Below are 24,442 nucleotides of genomic sequence, written 5' to 3' on the forward strand. Positions count from 1 at the left end.
ACACCAACTAATCATGCATGGTTTTTTTTTTAGGGGACTACCTTCAGGGTTTCCGGGTATTCGTCGATGATGGCACCCGTTTCATTGATCATTAGAAAGTGCTGGTGGGGACCCTGTACCGTTACGATAATGGCCGAATTTTCCATGGCGGACTTTCGCAGGTACCAAACCTGTTCCGGGGTTTTGGGGTTTCGTTTTTCCACACCCCAGGAACCATCACCTATGTAAACAATGCCATTGGATTGTATGCGATCTTCTCGGATCGGGTAGCTGCGTTTGTAGGTATGGTCGTCGTTTTCCAGCGCCACCCGCACACCGTATTGTTCAAAAAGCGGCACCCAGTGGTTGAGAACCTCCATGGACCAGAACTGATTGCGGCGGCCGCCGGGTTGCACCCGATTGGAGGGGTAGGCGGGCTTGTGGTAGACCGGCAGCAAATGGGGACGGTCCTGTCGCTGCTGCAGGGTATTCTTTAACCAGGCGGTTTGGGTACCGCTGATCAGGTTGCTGTGCGAACTGTCCAGGATAATCAGGCTTAAGTAATCGCCGATATCCAGGACCCCGTAACCGGGTTGGCCGGGAAAGGCGAAGAGGGGATAGAAAAAGGGTCCTTTTTCCAGGCGCATCTCATCGGTGGGTTCTTCCATTTCTCCTCGCTTTACTTTGGCAATGAATGCGGGCATGCCGATTCCTTTGTCAATGTTGCTTTCCGAGGCTGGGTAATGGTGATTGATAACATCGTGGTTGCCCAGGCCGACGACTACGGGCACCACGCGTCCCGCTTCGGTAATCAGGGTTTCCCGGATCCCGTCAAACCACTGGTACCAAAGGTCCACATTTTCCTTGTTTCCATTGGCGTATGCCAGGTCGCCGCCCCAAACAATAAAGTCCGGATCGTACCGCATCACGGCGCGGTTCATCTGGCGGAATAGCTCCCCATGGGAAGTATCCCCACCCGCAGCAAAGCGTAGCGGACGGTCATTCCTGGCCGGCAGCGTGCGAAAAGAGTAGACCCGCTGGAATTCACCTACACGAATTTCATAGGATGAATTTGGGTGCAAACCGGTCAATTCGATACGGTGAATGCGGCGATCAGAATAAGGGAATGGAAACGATTGTGCCTGTGTGGTCTGCCAGTCCGAGTCGCCTTTAGCGCGGTAGGAAAGGGTTTCCTTGGCTTCACTTTCGGGAAGGGTATGCCAGTCAATGCTAATGGTGGTGGTAGGGTCTTGTTGCCAGGTAAGCAGTATTGCAGCAGGTTCTGTCTGGGAGAATGCAGTGGCTGAAGCAAGGCAAACTATCAGGAATTGATAGATTAAAAAGCGAAAAAGGGGTTTTAAGGTAAAATTAAATGGCATAATCGTTTTGGATTTATTTAGTTGAAGTAAATATACCTTAAAGGAGAAAAAGTGCCTATTCCCAACCTGTTAAAATGACAGCTAAGCCCTCAATTCAGAAGAGCATTGTACTAATCGCATTAAATTTTTACATTTAGTGGTGAAATTCAATTTATTAGCGCTTAATAAATGTATTTATTAGTTACAAAACGAAGTAGGATGGGGGCATGGAGCCTCTTGGTGCTGCTCTTTGGTTGTTTGGCTGAAAATGATCCGATCCCTTTGTCTGGGAGTAAGCCCTTGTTGGAGCGGGTAGAAATGGATGGAAACGCCGTGACGGTGTTGGCCTATGACAATCGGGACCGGGTTCGTACCTACAGCAGTCCCATGATTTTCCGGCGCTTCCATTACGATACTTCTACTAGAGTACGTAAAGAAGAGGTGACCCTTTCTCCGGACAGCTATCGTTCCTACTTGCCTCCGGGAGGAGAAAGGAACTGGGCCGATCCGGAAATTCACGGGCTAAGTAGTTATTCGGAGTATATGTATAATGAAATGGACCGGATTGATCGGATTTCGGTATATGTTCCGGGGGAAGCAACGGACGAATTGCGCTCTCTGAGACGCTTTGAGTATGGAGCGGACGGAAGGGTGCAACGTATCAATCTGTACAACGCTACTGCTGAACTTCAGCAGTATTGGACCTATGCCTATGATGTAAGCGGTAACCTGATCGAAGAGAAGTATTATGCACTTCAGGAAGGGGAAATGCAGAGAATGACGCAAACAGAATATGCATATGATACACACCCGAATCCATACCGGGTGCTTTCGTTTTCCGGAAATCCTGGAATAGTTAGCAATGCCAATAATGTGGTTCGTGTGTCGGTAAGTGCCCTCAATCCAGGGGTTACAGCGTATCCGGTGCAGCGTTTCGATTATGACTACGATCCGGTAAGCGGCTATCCGGTGGGTAGTAGTTCAGGAGAGGTATTTATTTATCGGTGAAAAAAGGGAGCCAGTAAAATCGGTAAGGTGGATGTTGGGTTAGACGAGCGACTAAAAACAGATCTCCCTGGACTACTGAACATCACCTGAGAGCTTACCATTCCAATGGTACTTTAGGCTCGCTTTTAAGCAGACTAGATCCCGTCGCCTTTCAATGCGCCGAATGATACGTCAGAAAAAAGTTAGAGTTGAGTAGCCCTTTTACCTTACCCGAACATGAGTTTACTATACCATTTGAACCGATAAATCCCGGCCCATTTCCACATTTTGGGAAAGTCTTTTTTCTCTATGGCTTCCAAGGCCAGTAATCGATAGTAATCCACCACAGGGCGGTATAAGAAGGGATAGAAAAAGGCGAATAATCCAAAAGAAATCGAACCCGGCGTACCAGCTTCCACCCAAAACCAGATAAAAATCAACGCAGGTCCGTCGGCAATTAGATGATAAATCCAGACATTCTTAACGTACTTTTTCATTTTCTTTGATTGTTTTGGTAATTTAAACCACCTGCTACACCCAGACAAACGACGGCAACAGAGAATAATCATCCTCCAAGAGTAACGTAACTTGCAATGGCACCGAAGGTAAAGTTTGCAGCATTACTTTCAAAAGGTGCAGCAATAGTTTCAAGACATTTATCCCATTCTTTCCAAAATCCTGTTACTTCATTCTGATCCTGATAGGTTATATCGACAGATCCATCTGGTTTGAGTCGACTTCAAACATCAATTTGTTTTGAAGATTATAAGCTTTACTGGTAATACTTTTATCTTTGTTTCTTATCGAGGTATTAATCATTTCCCGGTCAATTTGATTGGTTACCGGGTTTATCACAAAGGAAAGTGAGGTATTGGGATCTTGATCATTGACCACAGCTAATCTTTCGTGGGTGCTGTTGGCAACTTTCACTAGCTTGGCAGGGTCGAAGAGTATTGAGCGGCGGGCATTGGGGGTGATTTGTGATAGCCACGCTGAGAACATTACCTTTTCGTCATCAGAGGCATCCAAAATGACTGGAACATCTGCTGCAGCCTGATCCTGAAAATTGGAGATTTCACCCATTTGGCAGGCTGATATAAAGAGAAACGGGATCAAACTGTAATACAAATGCCTTGTCATAATTCAAAAGATTAAAGAGTTGGATTATAAAGTACTAAGCATGAGGGAGTTAAAAAAAATTAAAAATTTTAGCAAGAAATAGTTCTAAAAATTTTGCAAAAATGATTAGCAAAAGACTTGCTATTACTGTAGGTCCGGATGGACCGGGATATCGATCCTGTCGTTTACCGATTAGTTCTAGGCCGTAAGTAGGTATCTGGAGGCGAACCGTTCGATTGAGGTTACGATGCATGCTTGGTATGATTAGCAGTATTGGCTAACGTCCGAGCCGAACCTAATTGAAAATTTCGACAATTAAATGATCGGAATTACATTCAAGGAGGAAAGCAAATCAGAAGCGCTAAAAGGGGGTTATAGAGGATATTGGTCCAGGAATATCAATAAAGAATACCGATTGGTTTATGCAGTGTCAGGGACAAAAGGGAGAGACCAGAAATATACCATTCAGTGCAGGTTTATTAGTAAATCATAGTTTGGGATTGTATGAATTTAACATAATATAAATTATATAACAATTGGAGGGATTTGCGTTCAGACGCGCTAGCGGATGATTAACCTAAGATCAGTTATAAGAGGCAGTCTTATAACGACAGATCTTATGTTAAAGCAAATCACGGTAAGTTTATTGAATTATAAATTATTTGCGTTCAGACGTGGTAAGGTATGATTAACATAAAAAGGGATATGAGGGATATGTTTAGTCTCGTACATCACTTGTAGCAGAATTAGAATTTTTGGCATTGGCCCAAAAGTATTCAAATCCGCTAGCCAAAACACCTGCCTGCAGGATCCCCTATCAGCCGCACAGTCAGACCAACGCCCGGGTATTTTGGCAGGCAACCAATCTTTGAAGCACTAGAAAATACTAAACATACTATGCTAATGTTTCAACCACCAACCGCCTTCGGCCACTACTCAATGACTACTCCCAACCCTTTACCTGGCTACTCCTTCGATTGCCCCAACTATCCACCCAATAGATGTACCATAGGTTGGCTTCCAATGGAATACGTACCTTACCTTTGGCTTGTTCCAGCCGCACGATTTTCCATTCCCGTTCCGGACTGCGTTTGGCATCGGCGGTATACACCAGGTACCTTTCTTCCGAGGCCTGACTGATGGAATAGCTTACCTCCCTCCCCTTTCGTTTGAGCTTAATCGAACTATCAAATTCGGATTTATTTTCCAGTTGTGTACGGATAAAGCGGTAAATTTCTTCGGGTTCTGCTCCGTGCAGATGGCTGTGTTTTAGTTCCGGTATCAGGGAATACCGGCCATTCGGGGCCAGGTTAGCCGTTTTCTGCCAGTTTTCTACGAAATAGGCGAAATCATTGGTTCCGTTGACAAACAATAGGGGTACGGTTGCATTGGCTACGTAACGGGAAGGATCCCATAAATCTACCCACTTTTGAGTTCCGGCGGTTCCCAGTGAATCGAACTGACGGTCCCAGGCGCTTCCTTGTTGGAGAAAACCCGCTCCATACACCGGCACGGCCGCAGCAAATCGGTGGTCCACGCCAGCCGCCAGATTGGTGAGGTAACCGCCCCAACTGATGCCGGTGATGGCTGTCTTAGCTGGATCCACTTCGGGAAAGCTGCGGATCAGGGAGTGGGCCCGGATGATATTGGATACCGAGTGAAATTGCCACTGCGCGGTAAAATCCTCATCCAATCGGAAAAACTTGTGCACATCGTCCTGCAAAGGCCCTCCGGCCTCCAACCGGATGCTTTTAGATCCCCAGGGGTTGTCCTGCTGATTGGGGGGTAACGGCTGATTGCCACTCAGGTCCATGGCGATGGCGGCATATCCCCTTTCCGCCCATTCCTGCGCCCAGATTCGAAAGGCGGTCCCTCCCCCACCGTGAACCAGCACGATGCCGGGAAACGTTCCCTTCTCCGGATTTTCTACGCCCAAGGTAGCCGGGCTGGCATAATAGGCAAATACCTCCGTTACCTTTCCCTCATAGACTTCACCGGTATAAATCAGTGATCGGACCGGATCGGTCTGATTTATCCATTTAAAGTCTGGGGCTGCGGATAAGGCCGGTAAATCCCAGGGAATTCGCCCTTGGAGGTCGGGCGGTAGAGAAATACCCGTCTGGGCAATAACCAGACCCTGCAAAAGAAAGAGGGTTAAGCCGATTAAAATTGTGTTTTTCATTGGACTACTGATCTATCCGTGTAAGGTACGTGCGAAATCATTCATAAAGTAGAAACTTAAATAGGTATCTCCAAAACCATTTTCGAAATGTGTTCCGTTGTCGCGTACACCACCCCCTGTTGGTGCATGAAGGTAGTTTCGGGCGTATTGAGATGTAGTTTTTTACCTTTTACATTCGAGACCGGTAAGCCCAATTCCTCAAAAATCAGGCGGGTGGCGGCAAAATCCCAGATGCTGCCCCCTCCGGGTTGTGAACGGGGAAATTTAACGTAGCAGGCATTGGCGTGGGACAAGACACTCAGGGCATTACGCACCGCACCAAAACCAATATGATACTCCACCTCCCGGAAATTTTGGGACCTTGTCCAGTGCTTTATTTGGTCGGTAAATGCGGTAAAATATTCGGCCGACTGCATGCTACGGTCCATATACACATGAAAAATGTTCTCATCGCTGGGATTTCCTAGCCCAAAAGACCGTCCATTCAGGGCAACACCTTCCCCTTGAATGGCACTGTAACACAATTCCTCATCGGGGAGAAAGACCACGCCGAGTACCGGGTCTCCGGATCTGGAAACAAGGGCAATGGAAACCGCATAGCCCGGGCGCTGCTCCGTGAAGGGCAAGGTACCGTCCAAGGGGTCAATGCACCAGAAATAGTCGGTATGTAAGCGACTTTGGTCATCGGCAGCTTCTTCGGTCAGCAAGCCCAGGTCGTATCGAGCAATCCCCGCCTGCAGGTGTCTTAGAATGAGTTCCTGGGCCTTGAAATCAATCTCGGTCACCACCTGTGAAGCCCGGGAATGGGCTCCTTCCTTTTTTTGCTGTCGATAGGGCTGATGGACCCGCGATTCAATCAGTTGGCCGGCCTCTATACTGGCATTGATGGCATGTTGACAAAGGGTAGAAAGGATATCTTTGTTCAGCATTTAAGAATCATTTAGTTCCTCCAATACGGACCGCGTTAGTCGCTCGCTATAGCCGTGCAGCTTCCAATGCCCGGCACTCCAGCCATCCAGAAAGCGGTACAGATCGGCCCAGGCGAATTTGTAAAGCGCTGTCCACTCTTTTTTAAGTAATTGAAAATCAAATGATTTATCAACCGCCACTTCAAGTGATTTAAAATAATGCGCCAGTAGTTCCTCTTCATAGGCTTCGCAGGCTTCTTCAGCAAAACAACTGCTGATATAATACGCGATATCTTTTATGCCACAGCCTCTGCCCACATATTGAAAATCCACCGCCGCCACCTGGCCTCTCGGGCCAAAACAGAAGTTGGCCAGCTTGGCATCGCCATGTACCAAAGTCTGAAAAGTAGTTTCATTGAGGCGTCGATCGATCGCTGAAGCCGCCTGCTGCAGGGTGATATGCGTCATTCTCTTCCACTCATCGGATCGCGTTGCCAAATGCCAATAGGTGCCAATTTCCCATAGGCCTTCCGGCGGCACCTGCATGAATCTCGCATGGAAGCGTGCCAGCCAGGTCAGTCCATTTTTCGCTTCAGTCAGGGTAACCGTTTCCGGAGTCAAACGGCCGGAATAACCCAGGGCATTGAGGTCCTCTAGCATCAGCAGGCGTATACCTCCCTCTTCGGTTGCATGCAACAATTGAGGGACTTTACATCCCGGTTCTGTCAACCGGGCATAATGCCGATACCAGTAGCTTTCCACCGCGTAGGATTTGACTTTGCGTTGGTGGGACAAATCCGTATTCCAGCCCCTGGGGTGCTTACCGTCCTCAGGGAGTACGATATGCTTGACAATTACCGAAGGATATGCCCCTCCTTCCAAGGTATAGCGCTTAATAGATCCATACCCACTCCATAAGCTTTGCACCTCTTCGCTGCCTTTTATCGCCTTTGCCCGGGTACATGTAAGAATTTGAGTGTCTATTGAGCGCATGAAGGAAATTTGCCTTTCTAGTTTTGTTGACGTAAACGCGAAGATCAGTAATTAACCCTACGAATCGAAAATAAAATTACCGAAATTCTTCGCTTTTTCGGTAGGATTCTCCTGAATTGGACAAATCGGAAAATCCCTCCTGAGGGGGATTAGGACTGGCTTTGCCCGGTCCATCTTATGGTTTGGGCATGGTAACGGATGTTTTTCGGCATCGATCCTATGGAACGTTTGAAAATTTTTTCGTTATCCGCAAATCCGATTGCATCCAAATCCCCCATTTAAGGGGTAAGGGGGATTTAGTTACGTAACCATCAATAAATCAATTGAATATGAATTCGAATTATCGAAAAAATCTCTCCTGACTTTATACGCTCAGGTTCTGCCTTCTTCTGTCAACGGGGACTTACGACAAATAGAATTTATCGTTAATTTGATAGGATTACCCCGATCTGAGAAATTTAATGCGTATACGTTATCCACCTATCCGATCGAATCCAAATCCCCCTATTAAGGGGGCAAGGGGGATTTAGTTACGTAACCATCTATAAATCAATTGAATATGAATTCAAATTATCGAAAAAATCTCTCCTGACTTTATACGGCTCAGGTTCTGCCTTCTTCTGTCAACAGGGACTTACGACAAACAGAATTTATCGTTAATTTGATAGGATTACCCCGATCTGAGAAATTTAACCGGTATTCGTTATCCACCTATCCGATCGAATCCAAATCCCAGTTGCCGAGGGGGACTTGCCTAAGGGGTGCATGGATGCTGAAATTCGTCATCTTAGTCTGGCTGAGAAAGGGTAAAACCTTTCGAATACAAGCTACATAACGTATTATTCAGTATAAAAATAGTACGACCGATGCCGATAAATAGAATCGGAGAGCTTAAATTACCCATTCAAAATACTGCTACTCCTTAAAATAGTAAAAGATCATGCCCCGTCCACTTCGATTGACCCAATTCACCTATTCGAATTTAGGTGCCAGCCAACTGCTTCAAATTTACAGCCTTCTTTTCGTAATGCTTTTCGGCGTTTCTTGCGAAAACAACCAAGAGCAATTGCCGCCCAGCGATGCAGCCAATGGTGGCTTGATCCTTCCCGGTGGATTTGAGGCCCTGGTGGTCATTGACAGCGCCGGCCCGACCCGCCATATTGCGGTCAACGACAATGGAGACATTTATGCCAAGCTTCGCTTTTCCCGGGATAAGCAGGGAGGCACCATCGGTATGCGGGATCTCAATGGAGATGGAAAGGCCGACTCTATCGTCCGTTTTGGTGACTATGAGGATGTGGGTGGTTCTGCGGTGGGGGTTACCATCCACAATGGCTACCTTTATACCAGCACCGTCAGGCAGGTCTTGAGAAATAAACTAAACCCGGGAGAATTGGTACCCAGTAGCAGGACAGAAGTCATACTCACCGATACGCACCCCAATGTAGCCAGAAACTGGCACACCACGAAGCCTGCTGCTTTTGACGGGAAAGGAAATATGTATATCCCTTTTGGATCACCTTCCGACGCGGGTCAGGATATTGAGATCTATGGTCCTACCGGCATTCCCGGTGGAAAGGGACTGGATCCCAGTCCGGAACGGGAGATGAATGCCGGCATCTGGAGGTTTGATGCAAACAAGGAGGGGCAGGTTCAGGCAGACGGAACCAAATTTGCGACCGGACTCCGAAGCATTGTCGGCATGACCTGGAGTCCATTGGATGACCAGCTCTATGCGGTGGTCAACGGGATAGATAATTTTCATACGCTTTATCCGGACCTATACTCCTCCTGGCAGGCAGCGGTTCTGCCCTCCGAAACGTTGGTGAGGGTATCGGAAGGGGCAGATTTTGGCTGGCCCTATGCGTATTATGACCAGTTGCAGGGAAAGAATGTGCTGGCCCCGGCCTACGGAGGAGATGGTGCGATCGTTGGCAGGGCGGCCAACTTCGACAACCCGGTGATTGGATTTCCGGGTCACTGGGCTCCCATGGAACTGCTTTTTTATCGGGGAAACCAATTTCCGGAAAGGTACAAACAAGGCGTGTTTGTCGCTTTTCACGGATCGACGGATCGTTCTCCCTACCCGCAGGCCGGATACATCGTCTGCTTTGTTCCCCTGATCGATGGGGTTGCCGGTGACTGGGAAGTATTTGCGGATGGGTTTGCCGGGGTAGATACCGTAGAGAACACAGGAGATGCCCGTTACCGACCCATGGGCCTGGCCGAGGGTCCGGATGGCTCCTTGTACCTGTCCGAATCGAATAAAGGAAAAATCTGGCGGGTCATGTACAAAGGAAACAAGAAAGAATTTGGCCAACAGCAGCTCGAAGAGATGAAGCGGCTTACCGCCCACAAAACCTACATAAAAACACCCGTAGAGGGGGTAGACAATCTGGATAAGGGTTCCCTACTGGAAGGTGGCATCCTATACAATACCTACTGCGCTACCTGTCATCAGCGCAACGGAGAAGGAGACAATAATCGTTTTCCACCACTCGCTGGATCTGAGCGAGTGCTTGGGGAGTCAGAGCCCCTGGTAGCGGCTATTCTTAATGGCATACAGGGCGAAATCACCGTTAAGGGTAAAACATACAACGGGTACATGCCTCCGCATGCCAATATTCTGGATGATCATGCAGTAGCTTCCATAAGCTCCTACATCCGAAACCGATGGGGAAACAAAGCCAGCCCCATCAGCCCAAGTGAAGTCAGCACGATCAGGGCGAAGGTGGTAAAGTAGTCAGCCTCGCTCGAATGGCCAACACTTCTTTAATTTTCACACAGTCGCTGGTAGCAGCTTAAAGAATGAATAGGGCAGTTTTACCGAAAGTCAGAAAACAAAAGTATCCGGTCCTCAAGGGCGTACTTATCTGCATGTTCCTATTGGTGTGGAACAGCGGCTGTGAGCAGGATCGGGATACCTTTTCCAATTGGGGCATCTATAAGGCCGATGAGAAAAGTAGCAGCTACTCTCCTCTCGATCAGATAAACAAAGAAAATGTTTCCAAGCTCGCGCTTGCATGGGTGTTCGAACCCAATGACACCATCGCAGGCGGCAGGCCGCGAAACAGTGAAAGCAACCCCATTATTATTGAAGACGTGCTGTATACCACTTCTGCACGTGGCAGGCTATTCGCCGTTGATGCGGGCACTGGGGCCTTGAAATGGAGTTTTGATCCCTTTTACGGCGAACGAGGCGGCGGTATCAAACGCGGGGTAACCTATTGGGAGGACGGTTCGGACAAACGTATTCTTTTTACCGGGGGGGATAAGCTTTTTGCGATTGATGCTACCACCGGCGTTCCTATACCTTCCTTTGGCAAGGAGGGTAAGGTAGATTTAAACCAGGGCATGCGAGGTGATCCGGATAAAATCTCTGTGATTCCTACCTCACCAGGAATACTATTTGAAGATTTGTTGATCCTGGGCACAGAGGTTTCAGAGCTTTACGGGGCTGAACCCGGCCATGTACGGGCCTATAACGTGCGTACCGGAGAATCAATATGGACCTTTCATACCATTCCTCAACCCGGGGAAGTAGGGCATGAAACCTGGCCCGGGGACGCTTGGAAATATGCCGGCGGTGCCAACAATTGGGGAGGATTGAGCCTGGATGCCTCCCGGGAAATGGTGTTTTTTGCTACGGGATCCCCTACCTATGACTATTATGGCGCAGATCGCAAAGGCATGAACCTTTTTGGCAACTCGGTGGTGGCCGTGAATGCAAGAACCGGCGCCTACCTTTGGCATTTCCAGACCGTGCATCACGACCTGTGGGACTACGATTTACCGGCACCTCCAAATTTGGTAACAGTGGAACACGATGGCCGTAAAATCGATGCTGTCGCCCAAACTTCCAAGGTGGGTTTTCTCTACGTGTTGGATAGAGAAACGGGGGAATCGCTTTTTCCTATTGAAGAAAGGCCGGTACCCCATTCGGATGTTCCGGGAGAAGAGGCCTGGCCTACCCAGCCTTTCCCGCTGAAACCGGCTCCCTACGCCCGGCAATACCTGGAAGAGGCAGACATTGCTGATTATTCTGCTGCTTCCAGGGATTCTCTTCTTCAGGTATTTCGTTCTCTTCGGTATGAAGGGCTATTTACCCCTCCTTCCGTAGGCGGAACCCTCCAGTTTCCCGGATCTCGGGGAGGCTCAAGCTGGGGCGGTGCTGCGTTTGATGCCAGTACGGGCCTCTTGTATGTTCGATCAAATGATTCGCCGGAAATCATGCGCATGAAAAAGGTGGAGCCGGACAGTCCCATCAGCGATCAATCCGTATACGAACTGGGAGAATCGATTTACACTCGCTATTGTGTAAATTGCCACGGAAAGGACCGTAAGGGAGACGAACAGGGAAATCCATCCTTGCTAGGATTAAAAGGGCGTATTAGCGAAGCGGATGTACTGACCAAAATAAGGCAGGGAGGAGGAAAAATGCCTAACTTCTCCAGTATCATCGCGGACAAAAGAAAGGAAGAAGCTATCCTGGCCTACCTTTTTGAAAATGAAACCCAGCAACCTTCGGGTCGCGAAACTTACCTGTTGAAAGAAATCATCAGCAACCAGGGCGCATCCCCTGAATCGCAAAGTACTGACAGTCTCCCAAGATACCTGAATCTTACCGCCTATGGATATTTCAGGGATTCAAAAGGCAGACCGGGAATCAAACCGCCCTGGGGCATGCTTCATGCGATTAACTTAAGTACCGGGGAATATGCCTGGAGTGTACGTTTGGGCAATAAGCCTGAGTTTCAGTCAGGTCAGCAGGAGACCGGTGAAACGGGTTCCGCCGGACCCACGGTTACCGCAGGTGGACTGGTATTCATCGCTGGGACACGGGAAAATAAGTTTCGGGCCTTTGACAAAGATACCGGAGAAAAGCTTTGGGAAATCGACTTGCCCGGTTTTGCAAATGCCAACCCCAGTAGTTACCAGGTGGATGGAAAGCAGTACATCGTACTTTCCGTTGGAGGAACTGCCGAAAACACTGCCGGATCGGTCATGGCGTTTTCATTGCCGGACTGATGCCCCAAAAATTAACCCCAAAGCCTGTTCGTTTATATCAAATGCAGCAGCTTCTTGACCCAATTTTATTTAGTTTGATGATTCATGGAATAGTGAAATCCCCTTTACTATTTTTGCTTGTCCGGTTCCCTGCGCTTTCTGTGGATAATTTATCCGCGAATTCCTGATATTTTTTGTACCTTCATGCGGAATACAGTGGCAGAAGCAGGAAATCGACGCGATTAAGATCGTCATAAAACCAAGGGATAGAGCTTGTTTTGTTCGCCGACAAGTCTGCCGATTCAGTATTGGGATGAAGACCAATTACAAGAGGAGAATCAATGAGTGTAAAAGCAAAATGAGCACCCTTAACATTGTCACAAATAAACTTCTGGCCAGGGCTTTTGCTGTTGTCAATCGGAATTCCGACTAGGTAGATACCCTAAAATATGCTGCACAAAAAAATCGAAAATTTTTCTTGCTTTAACCTTAGACTACAGACAGGCATGTTGCAAGCGACACAGGGAGGAATGACTATCAACCATGCAAGAATCCCCATCCGACAGGTGTCACTCGGGCAGGCATGTGACCGTTAAAAGACACTAATAAACATATGAAAAGAAATATCCTTATCGGAGCTGGAATCCTCGTATTGATCTTTATAATTTGGGTAGTATATGGCTTGTTTTTCACGACACCGCTAAGTCCACCAGCCACCGCTAGTTTCAATCAAGATGGGTTAGCGATTGAGATTGCCTACAGTCAGCCTTCTAAAAAAGGCCGACTTATTTTTGGCGAAGCGGACAGCGGTGCGCTTCAGCCCTATGGGCAATATTGGCGGCTTGGGGCGAATGCACCTACGGAAATATCATTCAATAGGGACGTTATCTTCGGCGGTAAGCCGGTGAATGCGGGAACTTACCGAATGTATGCGGTGCCCGGAGCGAATGCATTTGAGATTATCCTGAACAGCGACACGGGAGCGTTTTTTGGTGCCTCAGAACCCGATGCCGCGATGGACGTGTTGAGCATTAATACGCCGGTCCAAACAACGGATGCCACCGTCGAGACCTTCACCATCACTATCCGCAGTGCTGACACCGGTGCCGTAATTGCCTTTAGCTGGGACGATGTGCTACTTACCGTGCCTGTAACCTTACCCGTGTAAATTTTACCACCAATCATCTCCCTCTCCTGAACCCGGGAGGAAATCAGGCGGAGGGCATTACCGATCATCGTAAATTCTCCCCTGAAAATTGCTCGTATCGAATCTAAATGTACTTTCGGGAAGATCTTGGTTAAGTAGTATGTTTGAGAATTCGCAGGAAATTCGTGTCAGCCCCCGATCTAAAGCGACGACCTTTTCCGGAAAATAGGTGGACGCATTGATCCAAAGATTCATTCGAATAAAATCCAGGTTGGCGTTGCCGGAAGAAAGAGAGACTTTTTCGTAACTCGTATCCGCCAGTTTTTTTTCACCCAGGTATTCGGGCGTCCAATTCGGGTCAGACATTATGAAGAATAGCAGAAATAGTCCTTGGTCTTCTGCGGAATCCACTGCCGTAATCTCTAATTCCTCGTTAGCGGGTGAATCGGCAAATTGGTGAATCCAAAGCGTCTGACCATCAGAATAGATCTCCAAATCGTCTGCTTGAAACCGATATTTACCCTCCGCAAACAAAAATTTTCCATTTTTGGAAATTTTGACCTGATTACCGGAGGGGTTGCCGATCTCGTACATCATATCTGCTGAAAAATCTTGAATTGCATCAAATTTATTTTTTACTTCCTGCAATAACTCACGTCCCTTTTCGCTCTGGCAATAGCAAGAAAGGCTACTAAAACCTAGCAATACTCCCAGAAAAATCGCTATTCCTTTTTTCACGGTTTTTATTGGTCTGCTGTAAGGTACGGAATATTTTTCAGAGAGAGGGAAGAAAAAATACACCCTGCTTTTTGATCTTTAGTTACCTGTAGCTGGCAGTACTCATACGGGATGTTAGCGTACTTTCTGGTTTTCCCGATTATTCGGAAATTCCTTGTAGCCATGGTGTTCTGGACAAGTTGAATCGATTGGGCCTGGTTTCTTATATTCGGGCGAACCTACTTTTTGGAGGTTAGAACGACCAACAACTTAGAAAGGAATAAGCAGGCGGAAATCGTATCGTGGGGGTGTTGCTGTTTCTTTTGAGCCGGGCCTTTGCTGTTAATCAAGCTACTCCTGTCACCAGGTGCGAGGGAGTTGGGTTGTCTTGATAGCGGTCTCCTCTTTACCCGAACAGGTCGCAAGGACTTGACGGGCTATCCTTCCAATGGGGTAGTCAGTTTGGACAAAGGAGAAAAGATCGCATACCCTTCAGGACGGCTACTATTGGTCAAATTGCCCGGGGGACAGCTCTACAATCACTTCGTTTCGACGATTGATCATTTCAAAGGGAGCATTGTAGCCCAGAAAAATAAATTTACTAGTATGGTCAATCCCTGCAGCGGCTAAAGCTGCTGTTAATTTGCCTTTGTATTCTGCAATACGATCGTCCGAGGCCCAACCCCCAAATCGGATCGCTGCAACCGTTTTGGCCGGTTCCTCCCGAAATTTAATTTCTGACCGATCGGGCTGGGGAAGTGTCTCTTGGGTATACTTTTTCGGAACCATAAACATCATGGTCATGGAGTCTTCCAGGGACATGGCGACTGGCGTGGTCATCGCAATTTTTTCCTTTTGCTCATTTCCCCCAAAAATATATCCTGCCAGAATGGAAAATCCCCGGTTAGAAGCGGCTTTATAGCTACCCGAGGAAAGTTTGACAGCGGAAAACAACCTTGCCTCATACGAGCGAATTTCAAAGTCCGGATATTTTTTTAAAACCCGATAGGGATACGTTTCTGTTTTTTTTTGTTCGGCCATGGCATAAAGCTGTATCGCGATAACGACAAAGAGGATGACTCCGAGTACGATAAACATTGATTTCATAATAAGGTAGTGACTGGTAGTCCGGTTTTCTCAACAATTCACCGGTTGTAAACCTAAGCGCGATCGTGCCGGGTTTGTTTGTGCAGGAGCCGATCAACTGCTCTTATTTTCCAGTTTGTACCAGGTAAACAACGAATGCCGCTGGTTTCGTTCCCCAAAGGCAACCGACGACAAATGATGTTACGTATGCACATCTGCCAGGAATTAAGTACCTTGTGTTGAAAAATGTCAGCCATGAAACCCGAAAACAGCAGCCTTGGAAGTATTCTAAGCGTACACCTTTGCGTATTCTTTATTTTTTTTTCTACGCTACACGCACAAGACGCCGTCATTTCCGGCGAATTTATTGTCGAACCTCCTACCCTTCTGAACCTCGGGTTCGAGTGGAAAATTTCTGGTGATGAAAACCGCAATGCACAGGTAGCGGTAAGCTACCGCAAATCGGGAAGTTCGGATTGGCTCCCGGGCATGCCGCTGCTGCGTATCGGGGGTGAAAAGATCTTCCGTGAAGCAGAACAGTTGGCCTATACCGTACCTCACCAGTTTTCTGGAAGCATTCTTGACCTCGAACCAGGAACTACCTATACCTGTCGTTTTGAACTAAAAGATCCGGAAGGTGTGTCAGGAACGGCCATCAGGGAAGTAGCGGTTAAAACGCGGACGGTTCCGAAAGCATACGAAAAAGGGCGCACCCTCCATGTATACCCTCCAGGCTTTAAAGGTGAAAAAGAAGAACCGTCTTTTGAGGGGCTAAAAAAAGCATATTATGGGTCTGGGCTGGGCGACTGGTCTGTAGTAAGCGAGAAAACCGTACAACCCGGAGACGTTATCCTGGTACACGCCGGAACGTATAAGGCAGACTTGCTCGATTACGTGGACCCGCATGGCATTCCATTTGACGGGACTTATGTGCTCAATGTAAAAGCCACCGAAGAAAAACCGATTGTTATCAAGGGCGCAGGCGATGGCGCGGCGATTTTTGATGGAAACGGTGCCCACCGGTTATTTGATGTGATGGGTACCCAACATCATATTTTTGAGAATCTTACCTTCCGTAATACGGACATCGTGTTTTCAGCCGGCACAAAAGGGGTGGTCGGAGCCAGTAACCTGACAATTCGAAATTGCCGGATGGAAGCAGTAGGTATTGGTGTGATTTCGGAATTCGCCGGATCCCGGAATTTCTATGTTGCAGATAACGTAATCCTGGGGAGAGATCCACGAAACCATCTGGTAGGTTGGGCCAATCCGGATCCCTATCCACCCAGTCCGTTGAAGAGTTATATGGGCATTAAAGTCTACGGCTCCGGACATGTCATCTGCCACAATGCCGTAGCCTTTTTTCACGACGGTATCAACGTTTCGACCTACGGAACACCTGAGGACCCCCAGGATTTAAAAGCCGTCTCTATTGATATTTACAACAACGACCTGCACCTCATGATAGACGACTTCATAGAAGCGGATGGTGGGGTGTACAACATTCGGGTCCTACGAAACCGGGGGGTCAATGCAGGGCAATGTGCGCTAAGTGCACAGCCGGTTTTTGGTGGTCCGGCTTATTTTATCCGCAATGTACTCTACCATATACCTAACGGATTTGCGCTTAAGTTCATGTCTAAGCCTGCCGGATTGGTCGTCTACCACAATACCATCGTAGCAGAAAACAGAAATACCCAAACGTTTTCAAATGCCCATTTCAGGAACAATCTATTTATGGGTACCAACGTGGCCGGGAGACCGGTAAATGCCTTTCCGTTCGCGACTGCCTACTCTACTTCTGACTACAATGGGTACCGGCCCAACCCCGGTGCGGATAATCCTTTCCTTTACCTAGGACCGGGGGATAATAAAGTTTACGATTACGAACTAGGGCCTGAGGATGTACAGGCTTTTTCCTCACTTAAATCCTTACAGGCTGCCACTGGATTGGAGGCGAATGGCGTATTGCTGGACTATGAGGTGTTCCGGGAGCTGAATGCTCCGGATCCGAATGATCCCCACGGCGTCTACCATGCCGAGGACCTTAATTTCACGTTGGATCCAAAAGGAGCAGCCATAGATAAGGGCATCCTGATTCCCAATATTAACGACCGGTATCGGGGCAATGCTCCCGATCTGGGGGCCTTGGAGGCTGGCGAAACCCCTCCCGTCTATGGTCCGAGAGGCCTGAAAGACCCGGTGTGGTACAGATAGTGCGCGACCTTGTCCCGCGTGAATTACCCGAAAACAACAAAGAGCTGTTAGCATGCTGCCTATTTCCGGACTAATCTGGCTCGTTTTAGTATGGAGAGGCTTGGGACAGGCTTGTGCGATCGGACAAAAAATGAACAAGGATCTTATCCATGCAACCCCTCACCTACCCGGGCGAACCTCGGCTTCAGTCACCAATTTCCTCAGTGCGTGAACGATTGGTTTTGGTAGCTGGTCCCTGCCAAAAAGCAGTGGATAATCCGTTCTTCCCCTAACGGGCCAGTTGTTTTTCCAGGATTGTCTGTCGGTAACACCCCAGGTGGTCACTCGACTGATTTTATCGGCATGTTTCAGAAACAATCGGAAAAAGTCCAGATATCGTTGGGTAAACGCGGCAGAAACCTCTTCCGGCAAACCATCGGTATACGGGTTCAGCGCGTCCCGGTAGGCCTTTGTGTCGGAAATTTCCGCACCCGCTTGATTCCCTGGAGATGGAAGTACCGTCAGATCCAGTTCCGTTATCATCACAGTGACTCCTAGATCGGCAAAAGAAACGATGCTTTTCTCAAATTCTTCCAGAGAGGGGTAGCGCATGCCTATGTGCCCTTGCATGCCAATGCCATCTATTCGTAGTCCTTTTTCCTGTAACGCCCGGACCATAGCAATCACTCCTTTCCTTTTTCCGGGGTTCGCCATCGAATAATCGTTGTAATACAAGGCAGCCTCAGGATCCGCTTCATGGGCAAATTGAAAAGCCAGGTGAATAAACTCCTCACCCAAGATTTGATAAAACTTGCTTTTACGGTAGGAGCCATCGTCCAGGATGGCCTCATTGACCACGTCCCAGCCGTGAACCCTGCCTTTGTACCGGCCCACGAGGGTTTTGATATGGGTTTCCATGCGCTGTTTTAACACCCGAGCGGATACCTCTCTGCCCTGACTGTCGGTGAAAAACCAGTCCGGTGCCTGGGAATGCCAAATCAACGTATGACCGACGATGTGCAGGCCGTTCTTTTCTCCAAATGCGACAAAGGCATCGGCAAGGTCAAAAGAAAACTCCCCTTCCCTTGGCTGGATGCGCTCGCTCTTCATTACATTTTCTGGTGTAATGGAGTTAAAGTGACGCTGCAACAAATCAATTGTCTGCGCATCTTCTCCGGTAATTTGTCGCCGATTCATGGCCGCGCCCACATAAAATTTACCGGCAAATAATTCCTTAAGCTGCGGGTCGGTTTCAGCGGAAGCAGACCTACCCGATTCGGTTTGTGCCTCGCCCCAACATACTGTCAAAGAAAGAACGACTACAAATAATGCTGTTTTCATCAATTCGGTGTTTTGTAGAAAATGGTGTCGAAAAAGGCCTTCATTTTTGCCGCATAAGGAACTCCATACTGTTCGAATGTAGCCCTGCTCTGGGCATCTGGCTTCCAATCGAAAAAGGCGTGTCCTGCTTCCGGCACTTCCTGGTAAATCACTTCCTGCCCTTTGGTCTGCAGCTCCTCCACGTATTCCTGGACCATCCGTTCGGTGATGAGTGTATCGTTGGAACCGCGCAGGATAAAATGGGGTAGTTTCCGTTTGTTTGCCTCAGGCACCCGGCGAATTGGGGAGACGGCCTCCCAATAGCTGGTATCCGTTTGTCGGAGAAAACCCTTGAAGTCTGCAGCATGGGATGGTCCATAGCTGGGCGCGACTGCTTTTATGGCTGTGGTGATTTCTTCTTTCACCTGATCCAATGATTTGTTGGGGGGAACATACACCGGCCTGAATTCGTACACTCCCGCTTTTTCGCCGAATCCACCCGCGCCAATGGATGGACTGAATACGGCTGCCGCCTCGGAAAGATGTGCGCCGGCACTGTCTCCCGTTAAGGCAATTCTCCCGGGGTCCGCACCATATGCTACCGCATGGGCTTGTATATGGGCAATCGCACCGAATACGTCCTCGATCAGCTGGTGCATGGAATTAGGCGTTTCGTCCCCATCCAATGTGTTGATCCATCGGTAGTCGATGCTAAAAACGACATAGTTGCCTCCTTTGGCCAGTTCCCGTGCCAGCCCGCGCATGATGTCTTCGTTATTGGAAGACCAGCCACCTCCGTGAACGATAATGATGGCAGGGAGCGCCCGGGCGCCTACCGGAGAATATACATCGTATTTTAACGGCTTTTTTCCCGGCCGGGCATATACAATGTCCTGTGTTACCCGTAGGTTTGCTATCAAGGCGGTCTCTATAAAGCTTGCGCCCAGCCTAAGGTCCGCATTTACGCGAATCGTCACCTCCGGAATCATGTACTCTGTACTTTTAGCTCCCCACATGCCGCCATTTTCGGTGTAATAAATCGCATCCAGGCTGTACTCGGCGTTGGAACGTGCGTAGATGGTGAGTTCAGTGCCGGGCGGTACCCTGCCATCCGCTGGAAGTTGAGGTCGGAGGGTAAAGCTACCATTTTCCGGGGGTACCAACGTAACCCGGTAGGTCTGACCCGCCTCAGTACCAATTGTCTCGGGATCGATTTTAGCCATAGCTTAAAAGAATAGCCCCGGTAGAACAGGGGATTACCTGGTGAAATATTCGATTTATTGGTGTCACCCCAGCTCTTTTTTGATTGATAGTGGATGTAGTATGGGGTCTGATGTCCAATAAAACGAGCTCATTGACCGCAACGGGCGCGCATCATTCGTCTTAACGAATGGATTTTTTTACAATTATGCGTACATTGTTTTGTGATAAACCAATTTAACCGAATATGTCCGAAAACGTATGGATAGCCTTCATTGGCTTTTCCGGAGCGATTATCGGTTCGCTGGCTACGCTTGCCGGCACCTGGCTCTCCCATTACCTGGCGCAGCGAGCAGAAGCGGAGAAGGAACGATCACGAAAGGATCTGTTGCTGGATCTTCTAAACGATGAGGCGCACGATTGGCGGGAGTTGGAGACGCTTCAACACGTGATCGGTGCTGACGAAGCAACCACAAAGCGATTGCTTATAGACATCGGTGCCCGGGCCTCCGAAAACGGGAAGCCTCTTTGGGCGCTGATCAGTAAACAACCTCTCCCCCGAAGACGGTAAGCCGACTAGTTTCCAGCCTTGATGTAAGCCCAGCCCTGCTCTTGTTTAAGGATAATTTCTGCCAGGGCGGAGGGTACCGTAATAACTCCGGAAATCAGATCCTCCTTCGAAGCTTTGGCTCGACGCATGGTATTTTCACAGGCAGCAAATACCACCCCTCGTCCCAGCAAATCAGATACACCCTCCGCTACCTGGCTCTCTGCTTTCAGCACAAGAGGCAAGGCGGTTCCGTGGCAAATGACTTCGATTTCTGCATTGGGCAACGCACGAAGGATATTGTTTAGCTGGCCGATCACCTGGTTTTGATCAGCTTGCTCACCTTTGGTCACCTGAAAGATGACCCGATGAACTTCCTGGTCTACTACCTGAGCGGATAGGAATACTGGACTTGACAGGAAAAGTACAAGTGCTACAAAGGGAAGAATTGGTCTCATTGAAATCATGTTTTATTTGATGGCTGCCTTTCTGCAGATTGGGAATCGTGGATGTCTGTTTGGGACAGTTCCTTGTTGATTTACCATTTTCCCCGAATATACGGTTATTTTTTAATTTTTACGCGGTCACTTCCTGCTCCTTTTTTGGTTTTATGCCCTGAACCAGGTCATCGAATATCAGGTACAGACAGGGCACGATGACCAAAATGATGGCGGTCGCGAAAATGATTCCAAATCCCAGCGAAATGGCCATGGGGATCAGCTGCATGGCCTGACTAGAGGTTTCCAGGATGATTGGCGTCAGACCGCCGAAGGTGGTAAGTGTGGTCAGAACGATGGGACGGAAACGACGAACCCCGGCCTCATGAATGGCTTCGTAAGCGGAGGTTACTTTGTCCCGGTTTTTATTTGCATAATCAATCATGATCAGGGAGTCGTTGACCACCACACCAGAGAGTGCAATGACGCCCATGAGACTGACCAGTGAGAGGTCATACCCCAGCAGAATATGGCCAATTACCGCGCCGACAATTCCAAAAGGAATGGCAAGCATGATCACAATGGGCTGGGTATAGCTTCCCAGCGCGACCGCCAAAAGACAGAAGATGAGTAACATGGCAATAATGAATCCGGACCACAAAGCCTCCGTAGACTCCCGCATCTCAGCCTGACTCCCTTCGTAGGTCCAGGAGACACCGGGGAAGTCGGCGCGCAATTGAGGCAATACCCGCTCATTGAGAGCCTTTAGAACGCGGGTTTGAGCAGCGGGTGGTTCCACGTCCATACCCACATTAACTACGCGCTTGCCATCCCGGCGATTGATATTGGTAAAGGTCTCCCCTTCTTTGATACGCACCACATCCAGCAACGGTACAGCCACGCCATTGGGAGCCTGAATAATAAAGTCTTCCAGGTAATCCATGTCTTTTCGTTCTTCTAAGGGCAGTTTTACACGTACTTCAAATTCGTTAATGCCCCGTAGCTGCCTCATGGCCAATGCCCCGAAAAAGGCATCCCGGATTTGTTGGCCCACGATATTCGGGGTAAGTCCCAGGTTTCGGCCTTCCGGTAGCAATTCGAATCCCAGTTGCAGCTTTCCTTTGTTGTAGTTGTCGCTGACATCCCGGGTTTCGGAAAAAGCCTGTACGCGTTGCAAAAATTCCTCACTGGCACGCTCCAATACATTAATATCGGGATGGCTCAAGTCCACGCTGATATCCTGTCTGGCCCCTCCAGGTCCGCGCTCCGCCTCGAAATTAATTTGATCGACTCCTTTGATATCCCCGATATTGTCGCGCCATAGCTCGATTAGTTCCTTGGGCCCCATTTCTCGCTCGTCCGGTGGCTTCATGACGATTTCCACATCGATAAAATCCTTCCCCCGAACGTTGGTCTTCACACCATAGGCCACCTCGTACAACCGATGCGTTTCAAACATTTTTCGGGTATTGGTGGTGATTTCTTCGGCGATTTTTGCCGCTTGATCGTTGGTTGTTCCTACGGGAAGACGGACGGCTGCTTCGATCTCGTCCGCTGCTACTTCCGGCATCAATACCATACCCATGTGGTCGCTGTAGCCAAATCCACCAACAAGGATCAGCAAGGAAATAGCTGCCGAAAAGGTCAGGTATCGATTGCGGAGACAAAGGTCCAGAAATGGCTTATAAGTACGGTTGACGAAGCGATTAAAACCGGCGGCAATGGAACCCTGCCAGGCTTCCAGCGTGAGGATCCAGGCGTGCTTTTTTGTTTTAGGTGCCTTGGTCACATGGGAAGGAAGTATAAACAGCGCTTCGAAAAGGGATACAAAAAGCACGACAATAACCACGACGGGCAGCGGCCACCAGTATTTGCCCGTTTCGCCTGGGATAAACAGCAAGGGAACAAAGGCCATCACGGTGGTAAGGATGCTGATAATTACCGGTTTGGATACATCTCGGGCGCCTAAAATAGCGGCATCCATGTAGGAATAGCCCTTCTGCCTGTATTCGTAGATGTTTTCACCCACCACGATCGCATCGTCCACCACGATTCCCAGCACTATCAGAAATCCAAACATGGAAATCATATTGATGCTGATCCCTACCGCGGGAAAGAATATCATGGCGCCAACGAAGGAGATGGTCATCCCCATCATTACCCAGAATGCGAGCCGGTATTCTAAAAACAACCCCAAAATAATCAGTACGATAAGAATGGCCATCAGGCCGTTTTCCGTGAGCAGGGAAAGCCTTTCGCGGAAATCTTCCGCCCGGTTACTCTCGATCCGTACCTGAACACCCGGTGGCAAGCTGGGCTCAAATTCCTCCAGAATCGTCTTTACGGTAGCCTCAATCTCCAGAGGGGATTGATCTCCGATACGAAATACCTCCAGGTCCACGGTATTTTGCTGCTCAAATTGCCCGTGAAAACCTACCTCTTCGAAACCATCACGGATGCTGGCAATATCTCCCAGGGTCACGGTCGATCCGGATTCGGAGGAGATAATGTCAATTTTGGCAAATTCCTCGGCCACCAGTTTACGTTCTTCCATGCGGAGCAAAATCTCACCGGAAAGCGTTTCTATGGATCCAGCCGGGATGTCCCTGCTTGAGTTTTCGATCAGGTCGGCTACTTGTCCCAGTGTAAGGTTGTATTTAAGGAGGGTGTTTCTGGGAATCTCTACATGCGTGACGAAATCGGGAACATTGCCGATCTCTACCTGCGTGATCTGATCGTTACTGAGCAAACGGGTGCGCAGTCTTTCAGCCAAAATCCGTAGGGTCCACACGTCCACCTCACCATAAATCCCTACCTGCATGACATCCATCTGCTGGTTTTGCAAGATGATTTGGGGACGCTCGATATCATCGGGAAAGGTTTGTACCCGACTTACGGCCTGATTGATATCCTGCAACGCTTTCATCCGGTCTGTTCCTGGAATCAGCCATATCTCTACCGTACCTGAGCCTTCGTTGGCCGTAGAAATGATCTCTTTGATGCCCTGAACCTCTCGAACTTTTTCTTCCACGGGTAGTACAATTCCTTGTTCCACCTCTTCCGGCGCCGCTCCCGGATAGACCACCGAAACTTCCACAATATCCAATTGGAATTGGGGAAAGACCTCTTTCTGGATGGTATACATGGTATAGATTCCACCTGCTAAAAAGATGATCATCAGCAGGTTGGTTATAATGGGCCGTCTGGCCATAAAGGCAATGGGGCCTTTTTCAGTTTCGAGGTTTTCGTTTTCCTTCAT

Annotated in this window: 19 protein-coding genes; 7 read left to right on the forward strand and 12 right to left on the reverse strand. The window is 48.6% G+C overall.

What is annotated here, in order from left to right; all coding sequences use genetic code 11:
- Window positions 1-29 precede the first annotated feature (29 nt).
- On the reverse strand, window positions 30-1,358 hold the full coding sequence (locus tag ABWH99_RS13035) for a fibronectin type III domain-containing protein (RefSeq protein WP_375582290.1): 1,329 nt from the start codon (window positions 1,356-1,358) through the stop codon (window positions 30-32).
- A 198-nt stretch (window positions 1,359-1,556) separates the two neighbouring features.
- Here ABWH99_RS13035 and ABWH99_RS13040 point away from each other — a divergent pair, with 198 nt between their 5' ends.
- Window positions 1,557-2,345 (forward strand): hypothetical protein, encoded by a 789-nt coding sequence (locus ABWH99_RS13040; protein ID WP_375582291.1) that lies wholly within the window; start codon window positions 1,557-1,559, stop codon window positions 2,343-2,345.
- 206 nt (window positions 2,346-2,551) lie between these two features.
- On the opposite strand, the gene ABWH99_RS13045 is transcribed toward ABWH99_RS13040, so the two are convergent.
- Window positions 2,552-2,821 (reverse strand): hypothetical protein, encoded by a 270-nt coding sequence (locus ABWH99_RS13045; RefSeq protein ID WP_375582292.1) that lies wholly within the window; start codon window positions 2,819-2,821, stop codon window positions 2,552-2,554.
- A 208-nt stretch (window positions 2,822-3,029) separates the two neighbouring features.
- A complete protein-coding gene (locus tag ABWH99_RS13050) occupies window positions 3,030-3,407 on the reverse strand; it encodes a hypothetical protein (RefSeq protein WP_375582293.1) in 378 nt (125 codons plus the stop codon).
- 355 nt (window positions 3,408-3,762) lie between these two features.
- Here ABWH99_RS13050 and ABWH99_RS13055 point away from each other — a divergent pair, with 355 nt between their 5' ends.
- Window positions 3,763-3,936 (forward strand): type II toxin-antitoxin system YoeB family toxin, encoded by a 174-nt coding sequence (locus ABWH99_RS13055; RefSeq protein WP_375582294.1) that lies wholly within the window; start codon window positions 3,763-3,765, stop codon window positions 3,934-3,936.
- A 450-nt stretch (window positions 3,937-4,386) separates the two neighbouring features.
- Here ABWH99_RS13055 and ABWH99_RS13060 read toward each other — a convergent pair whose 3' ends face one another.
- The 3 genes from ABWH99_RS13060 to ABWH99_RS13070 are packed head-to-tail and all read right to left on the reverse strand — an operon-like array spanning window position 4,387 to window position 7,526.
- The gene (locus ABWH99_RS13060) at window positions 4,387-5,625 is read right to left on the reverse strand and encodes an alpha/beta hydrolase family protein (RefSeq protein ID WP_375582295.1); all 1,239 of its coding nucleotides are present in this window, start codon (window positions 5,623-5,625) and stop codon (window positions 4,387-4,389) included.
- 56 nt (window positions 5,626-5,681) lie between these two features.
- Entirely contained in the window at window positions 5,682-6,554 is an 873-nt protein-coding gene (locus ABWH99_RS13065) for a 3'(2'),5'-bisphosphate nucleotidase CysQ (RefSeq protein ID WP_375582296.1), read from the reverse strand.
- Window positions 6,555-7,526 carry a phosphotransferase gene (locus tag ABWH99_RS13070; RefSeq protein WP_375582297.1) on the reverse strand — a complete coding sequence of 324 codons (972 nt, stop codon included), beginning with the start codon at window positions 7,524-7,526 and terminating at the stop codon, window positions 6,555-6,557. It lies immediately after the preceding gene.
- 940 nt (window positions 7,527-8,466) lie between these two features.
- On the opposite strand from ABWH99_RS13070, the gene ABWH99_RS13075 reads away from it, so the two are divergent.
- The 3 genes from ABWH99_RS13075 (at window position 8,467) to ABWH99_RS13085 (ending at window position 13,701) form a co-directional block, all read left to right on the forward strand.
- Window positions 8,467-10,269, forward strand: coding sequence for a c-type cytochrome (locus ABWH99_RS13075; protein WP_375582298.1), 1,803 nt, complete (start codon window positions 8,467-8,469; stop codon window positions 10,267-10,269).
- Window positions 10,270-10,334: 65 nt separating this feature from the next.
- Window positions 10,335-12,554, forward strand: a complete 2,220-nt coding sequence (locus ABWH99_RS13080; protein WP_375582299.1) for a PQQ-binding-like beta-propeller repeat protein — start codon at window positions 10,335-10,337, stop codon at window positions 12,552-12,554.
- A gap of 592 nt (window positions 12,555-13,146) precedes the next feature.
- On the forward strand, window positions 13,147-13,701 hold the full coding sequence (locus tag ABWH99_RS13085) for a DUF2911 domain-containing protein (protein ID WP_375582300.1): 555 nt from the start codon (window positions 13,147-13,149) through the stop codon (window positions 13,699-13,701).
- A gap of 57 nt (window positions 13,702-13,758) precedes the next feature.
- On the opposite strand, the gene ABWH99_RS13090 is transcribed toward ABWH99_RS13085, so the two are convergent.
- Both ABWH99_RS13090 and ABWH99_RS13095 read right to left on the reverse strand, forming a co-directional pair.
- A complete protein-coding gene (locus ABWH99_RS13090) occupies window positions 13,759-14,418 on the reverse strand; it encodes an outer membrane lipoprotein carrier protein LolA (protein ID WP_375582301.1) in 660 nt (219 codons plus the stop codon).
- Window positions 14,419-14,901: 483 nt separating this feature from the next.
- Window positions 14,902-15,495 carry a heme-binding protein gene (locus ABWH99_RS13095; RefSeq protein ID WP_375582302.1) on the reverse strand — a complete coding sequence of 198 codons (594 nt, stop codon included), beginning with the start codon at window positions 15,493-15,495 and terminating at the stop codon, window positions 14,902-14,904.
- 243 nt (window positions 15,496-15,738) lie between these two features.
- Here ABWH99_RS13095 and ABWH99_RS13100 point away from each other — a divergent pair, with 243 nt between their 5' ends.
- Window positions 15,739-17,700: a hypothetical protein gene (locus ABWH99_RS13100; protein WP_375582303.1), complete on the forward strand. Its 1,962-nt coding sequence runs from the start codon at window positions 15,739-15,741 to the stop codon at window positions 17,698-17,700.
- A 159-nt stretch (window positions 17,701-17,859) separates the two neighbouring features.
- Here ABWH99_RS13100 and ABWH99_RS13105 read toward each other — a convergent pair whose 3' ends face one another.
- Both ABWH99_RS13105 and ABWH99_RS13110 read right to left on the reverse strand, forming a co-directional pair.
- A complete protein-coding gene (locus ABWH99_RS13105) occupies window positions 17,860-19,020 on the reverse strand; it encodes an endo-1,4-beta-xylanase (protein WP_375582304.1) in 1,161 nt (386 codons plus the stop codon).
- A complete protein-coding gene (locus ABWH99_RS13110; protein WP_375582305.1) occupies window positions 19,020-20,222 on the reverse strand; it encodes an alpha/beta hydrolase in 1,203 nt (400 codons plus the stop codon). Before ABWH99_RS13110 ends, ABWH99_RS13105 begins: the two co-directional genes overlap by 1 nt.
- A 224-nt stretch (window positions 20,223-20,446) precedes the next feature.
- On the opposite strand from ABWH99_RS13110, the gene ABWH99_RS13115 reads away from it, so the two are divergent.
- Window positions 20,447-20,770: a hypothetical protein gene (locus tag ABWH99_RS13115; protein WP_375582306.1), complete on the forward strand. Its 324-nt coding sequence runs from the start codon at window positions 20,447-20,449 to the stop codon at window positions 20,768-20,770.
- Between the two features lie 5 nt (window positions 20,771-20,775).
- On the opposite strand, the gene ABWH99_RS13120 is transcribed toward ABWH99_RS13115, so the two are convergent.
- Both ABWH99_RS13120 and ABWH99_RS13125 read right to left on the reverse strand, forming a co-directional pair.
- The gene (locus ABWH99_RS13120) at window positions 20,776-21,204 is read right to left on the reverse strand and encodes a DsrE family protein (RefSeq protein WP_375582307.1); all 429 of its coding nucleotides are present in this window, start codon (window positions 21,202-21,204) and stop codon (window positions 20,776-20,778) included.
- A gap of 118 nt (window positions 21,205-21,322) precedes the next feature.
- Window positions 21,323-24,442 (reverse strand): efflux RND transporter permease subunit, encoded by a 3,120-nt coding sequence (locus ABWH99_RS13125; RefSeq protein ID WP_375582308.1) that lies wholly within the window; start codon window positions 24,440-24,442, stop codon window positions 21,323-21,325.

Origin of the sequence: Cyclobacterium xiamenense, from assembly GCF_042140265.1 — a bacterium.
Classification (GTDB): Bacteria; Bacteroidota; Bacteroidia; order Cytophagales; family Cyclobacteriaceae; genus Cyclobacterium; species Cyclobacterium xiamenense_A.

Coding starts and splice junctions, on each gene's coding strand:
- ABWH99_RS13045 (WP_375582292.1), bottom strand. CDS start 2,821: ATGAAAAAGTACGTTAAGAATGTCTGGATTTATCATCTAATTGCCGAC.
- ABWH99_RS13035 (WP_375582290.1), bottom strand. CDS start 1,358: ATGCCATTTAATTTTACCTTAAAACCCCTTTTTCGCTTTTTAATCTAT.
- ABWH99_RS13125 (WP_375582308.1), bottom strand. CDS start 24,442: ATGAAGGAAAACGAAAACCTCGAAACTGAAAAAGGCCCCATTGCCTTT.
- ABWH99_RS13070 (WP_375582297.1), bottom strand. CDS start 7,526: ATGCGCTCAATAGACACTCAAATTCTTACATGTACCCGGGCAAAGGCG.
- ABWH99_RS13075 (WP_375582298.1), top strand. CDS start 8,467: ATGCCCCGTCCACTTCGATTGACCCAATTCACCTATTCGAATTTAGGT.
- ABWH99_RS13115 (WP_375582306.1), top strand. CDS start 20,447: ATGTCCGAAAACGTATGGATAGCCTTCATTGGCTTTTCCGGAGCGATT.
- ABWH99_RS13110 (WP_375582305.1), bottom strand. CDS start 20,222: ATGGCTAAAATCGATCCCGAGACAATTGGTACTGAGGCGGGTCAGACC.
- ABWH99_RS13080 (WP_375582299.1), top strand. CDS start 10,335: ATGAATAGGGCAGTTTTACCGAAAGTCAGAAAACAAAAGTATCCGGTC.
- ABWH99_RS13050 (WP_375582293.1), bottom strand. CDS start 3,407: ATGGGTGAAATCTCCAATTTTCAGGATCAGGCTGCAGCAGATGTTCCA.
- ABWH99_RS13055 (WP_375582294.1), top strand. CDS start 3,763: ATGATCGGAATTACATTCAAGGAGGAAAGCAAATCAGAAGCGCTAAAA.
- ABWH99_RS13105 (WP_375582304.1), bottom strand. CDS start 19,020: ATGAAAACAGCATTATTTGTAGTCGTTCTTTCTTTGACAGTATGTTGG.
- ABWH99_RS13100 (WP_375582303.1), top strand. CDS start 15,739: ATGAAACCCGAAAACAGCAGCCTTGGAAGTATTCTAAGCGTACACCTT.
- ABWH99_RS13120 (WP_375582307.1), bottom strand. CDS start 21,204: ATGAGACCAATTCTTCCCTTTGTAGCACTTGTACTTTTCCTGTCAAGT.
- ABWH99_RS13060 (WP_375582295.1), bottom strand. CDS start 5,625: ATGAAAAACACAATTTTAATCGGCTTAACCCTCTTTCTTTTGCAGGGT.
- ABWH99_RS13040 (WP_375582291.1), top strand. CDS start 1,557: ATGGGGGCATGGAGCCTCTTGGTGCTGCTCTTTGGTTGTTTGGCTGAA.
- ABWH99_RS13065 (WP_375582296.1), bottom strand. CDS start 6,554: ATGCTGAACAAAGATATCCTTTCTACCCTTTGTCAACATGCCATCAAT.
- ABWH99_RS13085 (WP_375582300.1), top strand. CDS start 13,147: ATGAAAAGAAATATCCTTATCGGAGCTGGAATCCTCGTATTGATCTTT.
- ABWH99_RS13095 (WP_375582302.1), bottom strand. CDS start 15,495: ATGTTTATCGTACTCGGAGTCATCCTCTTTGTCGTTATCGCGATACAG.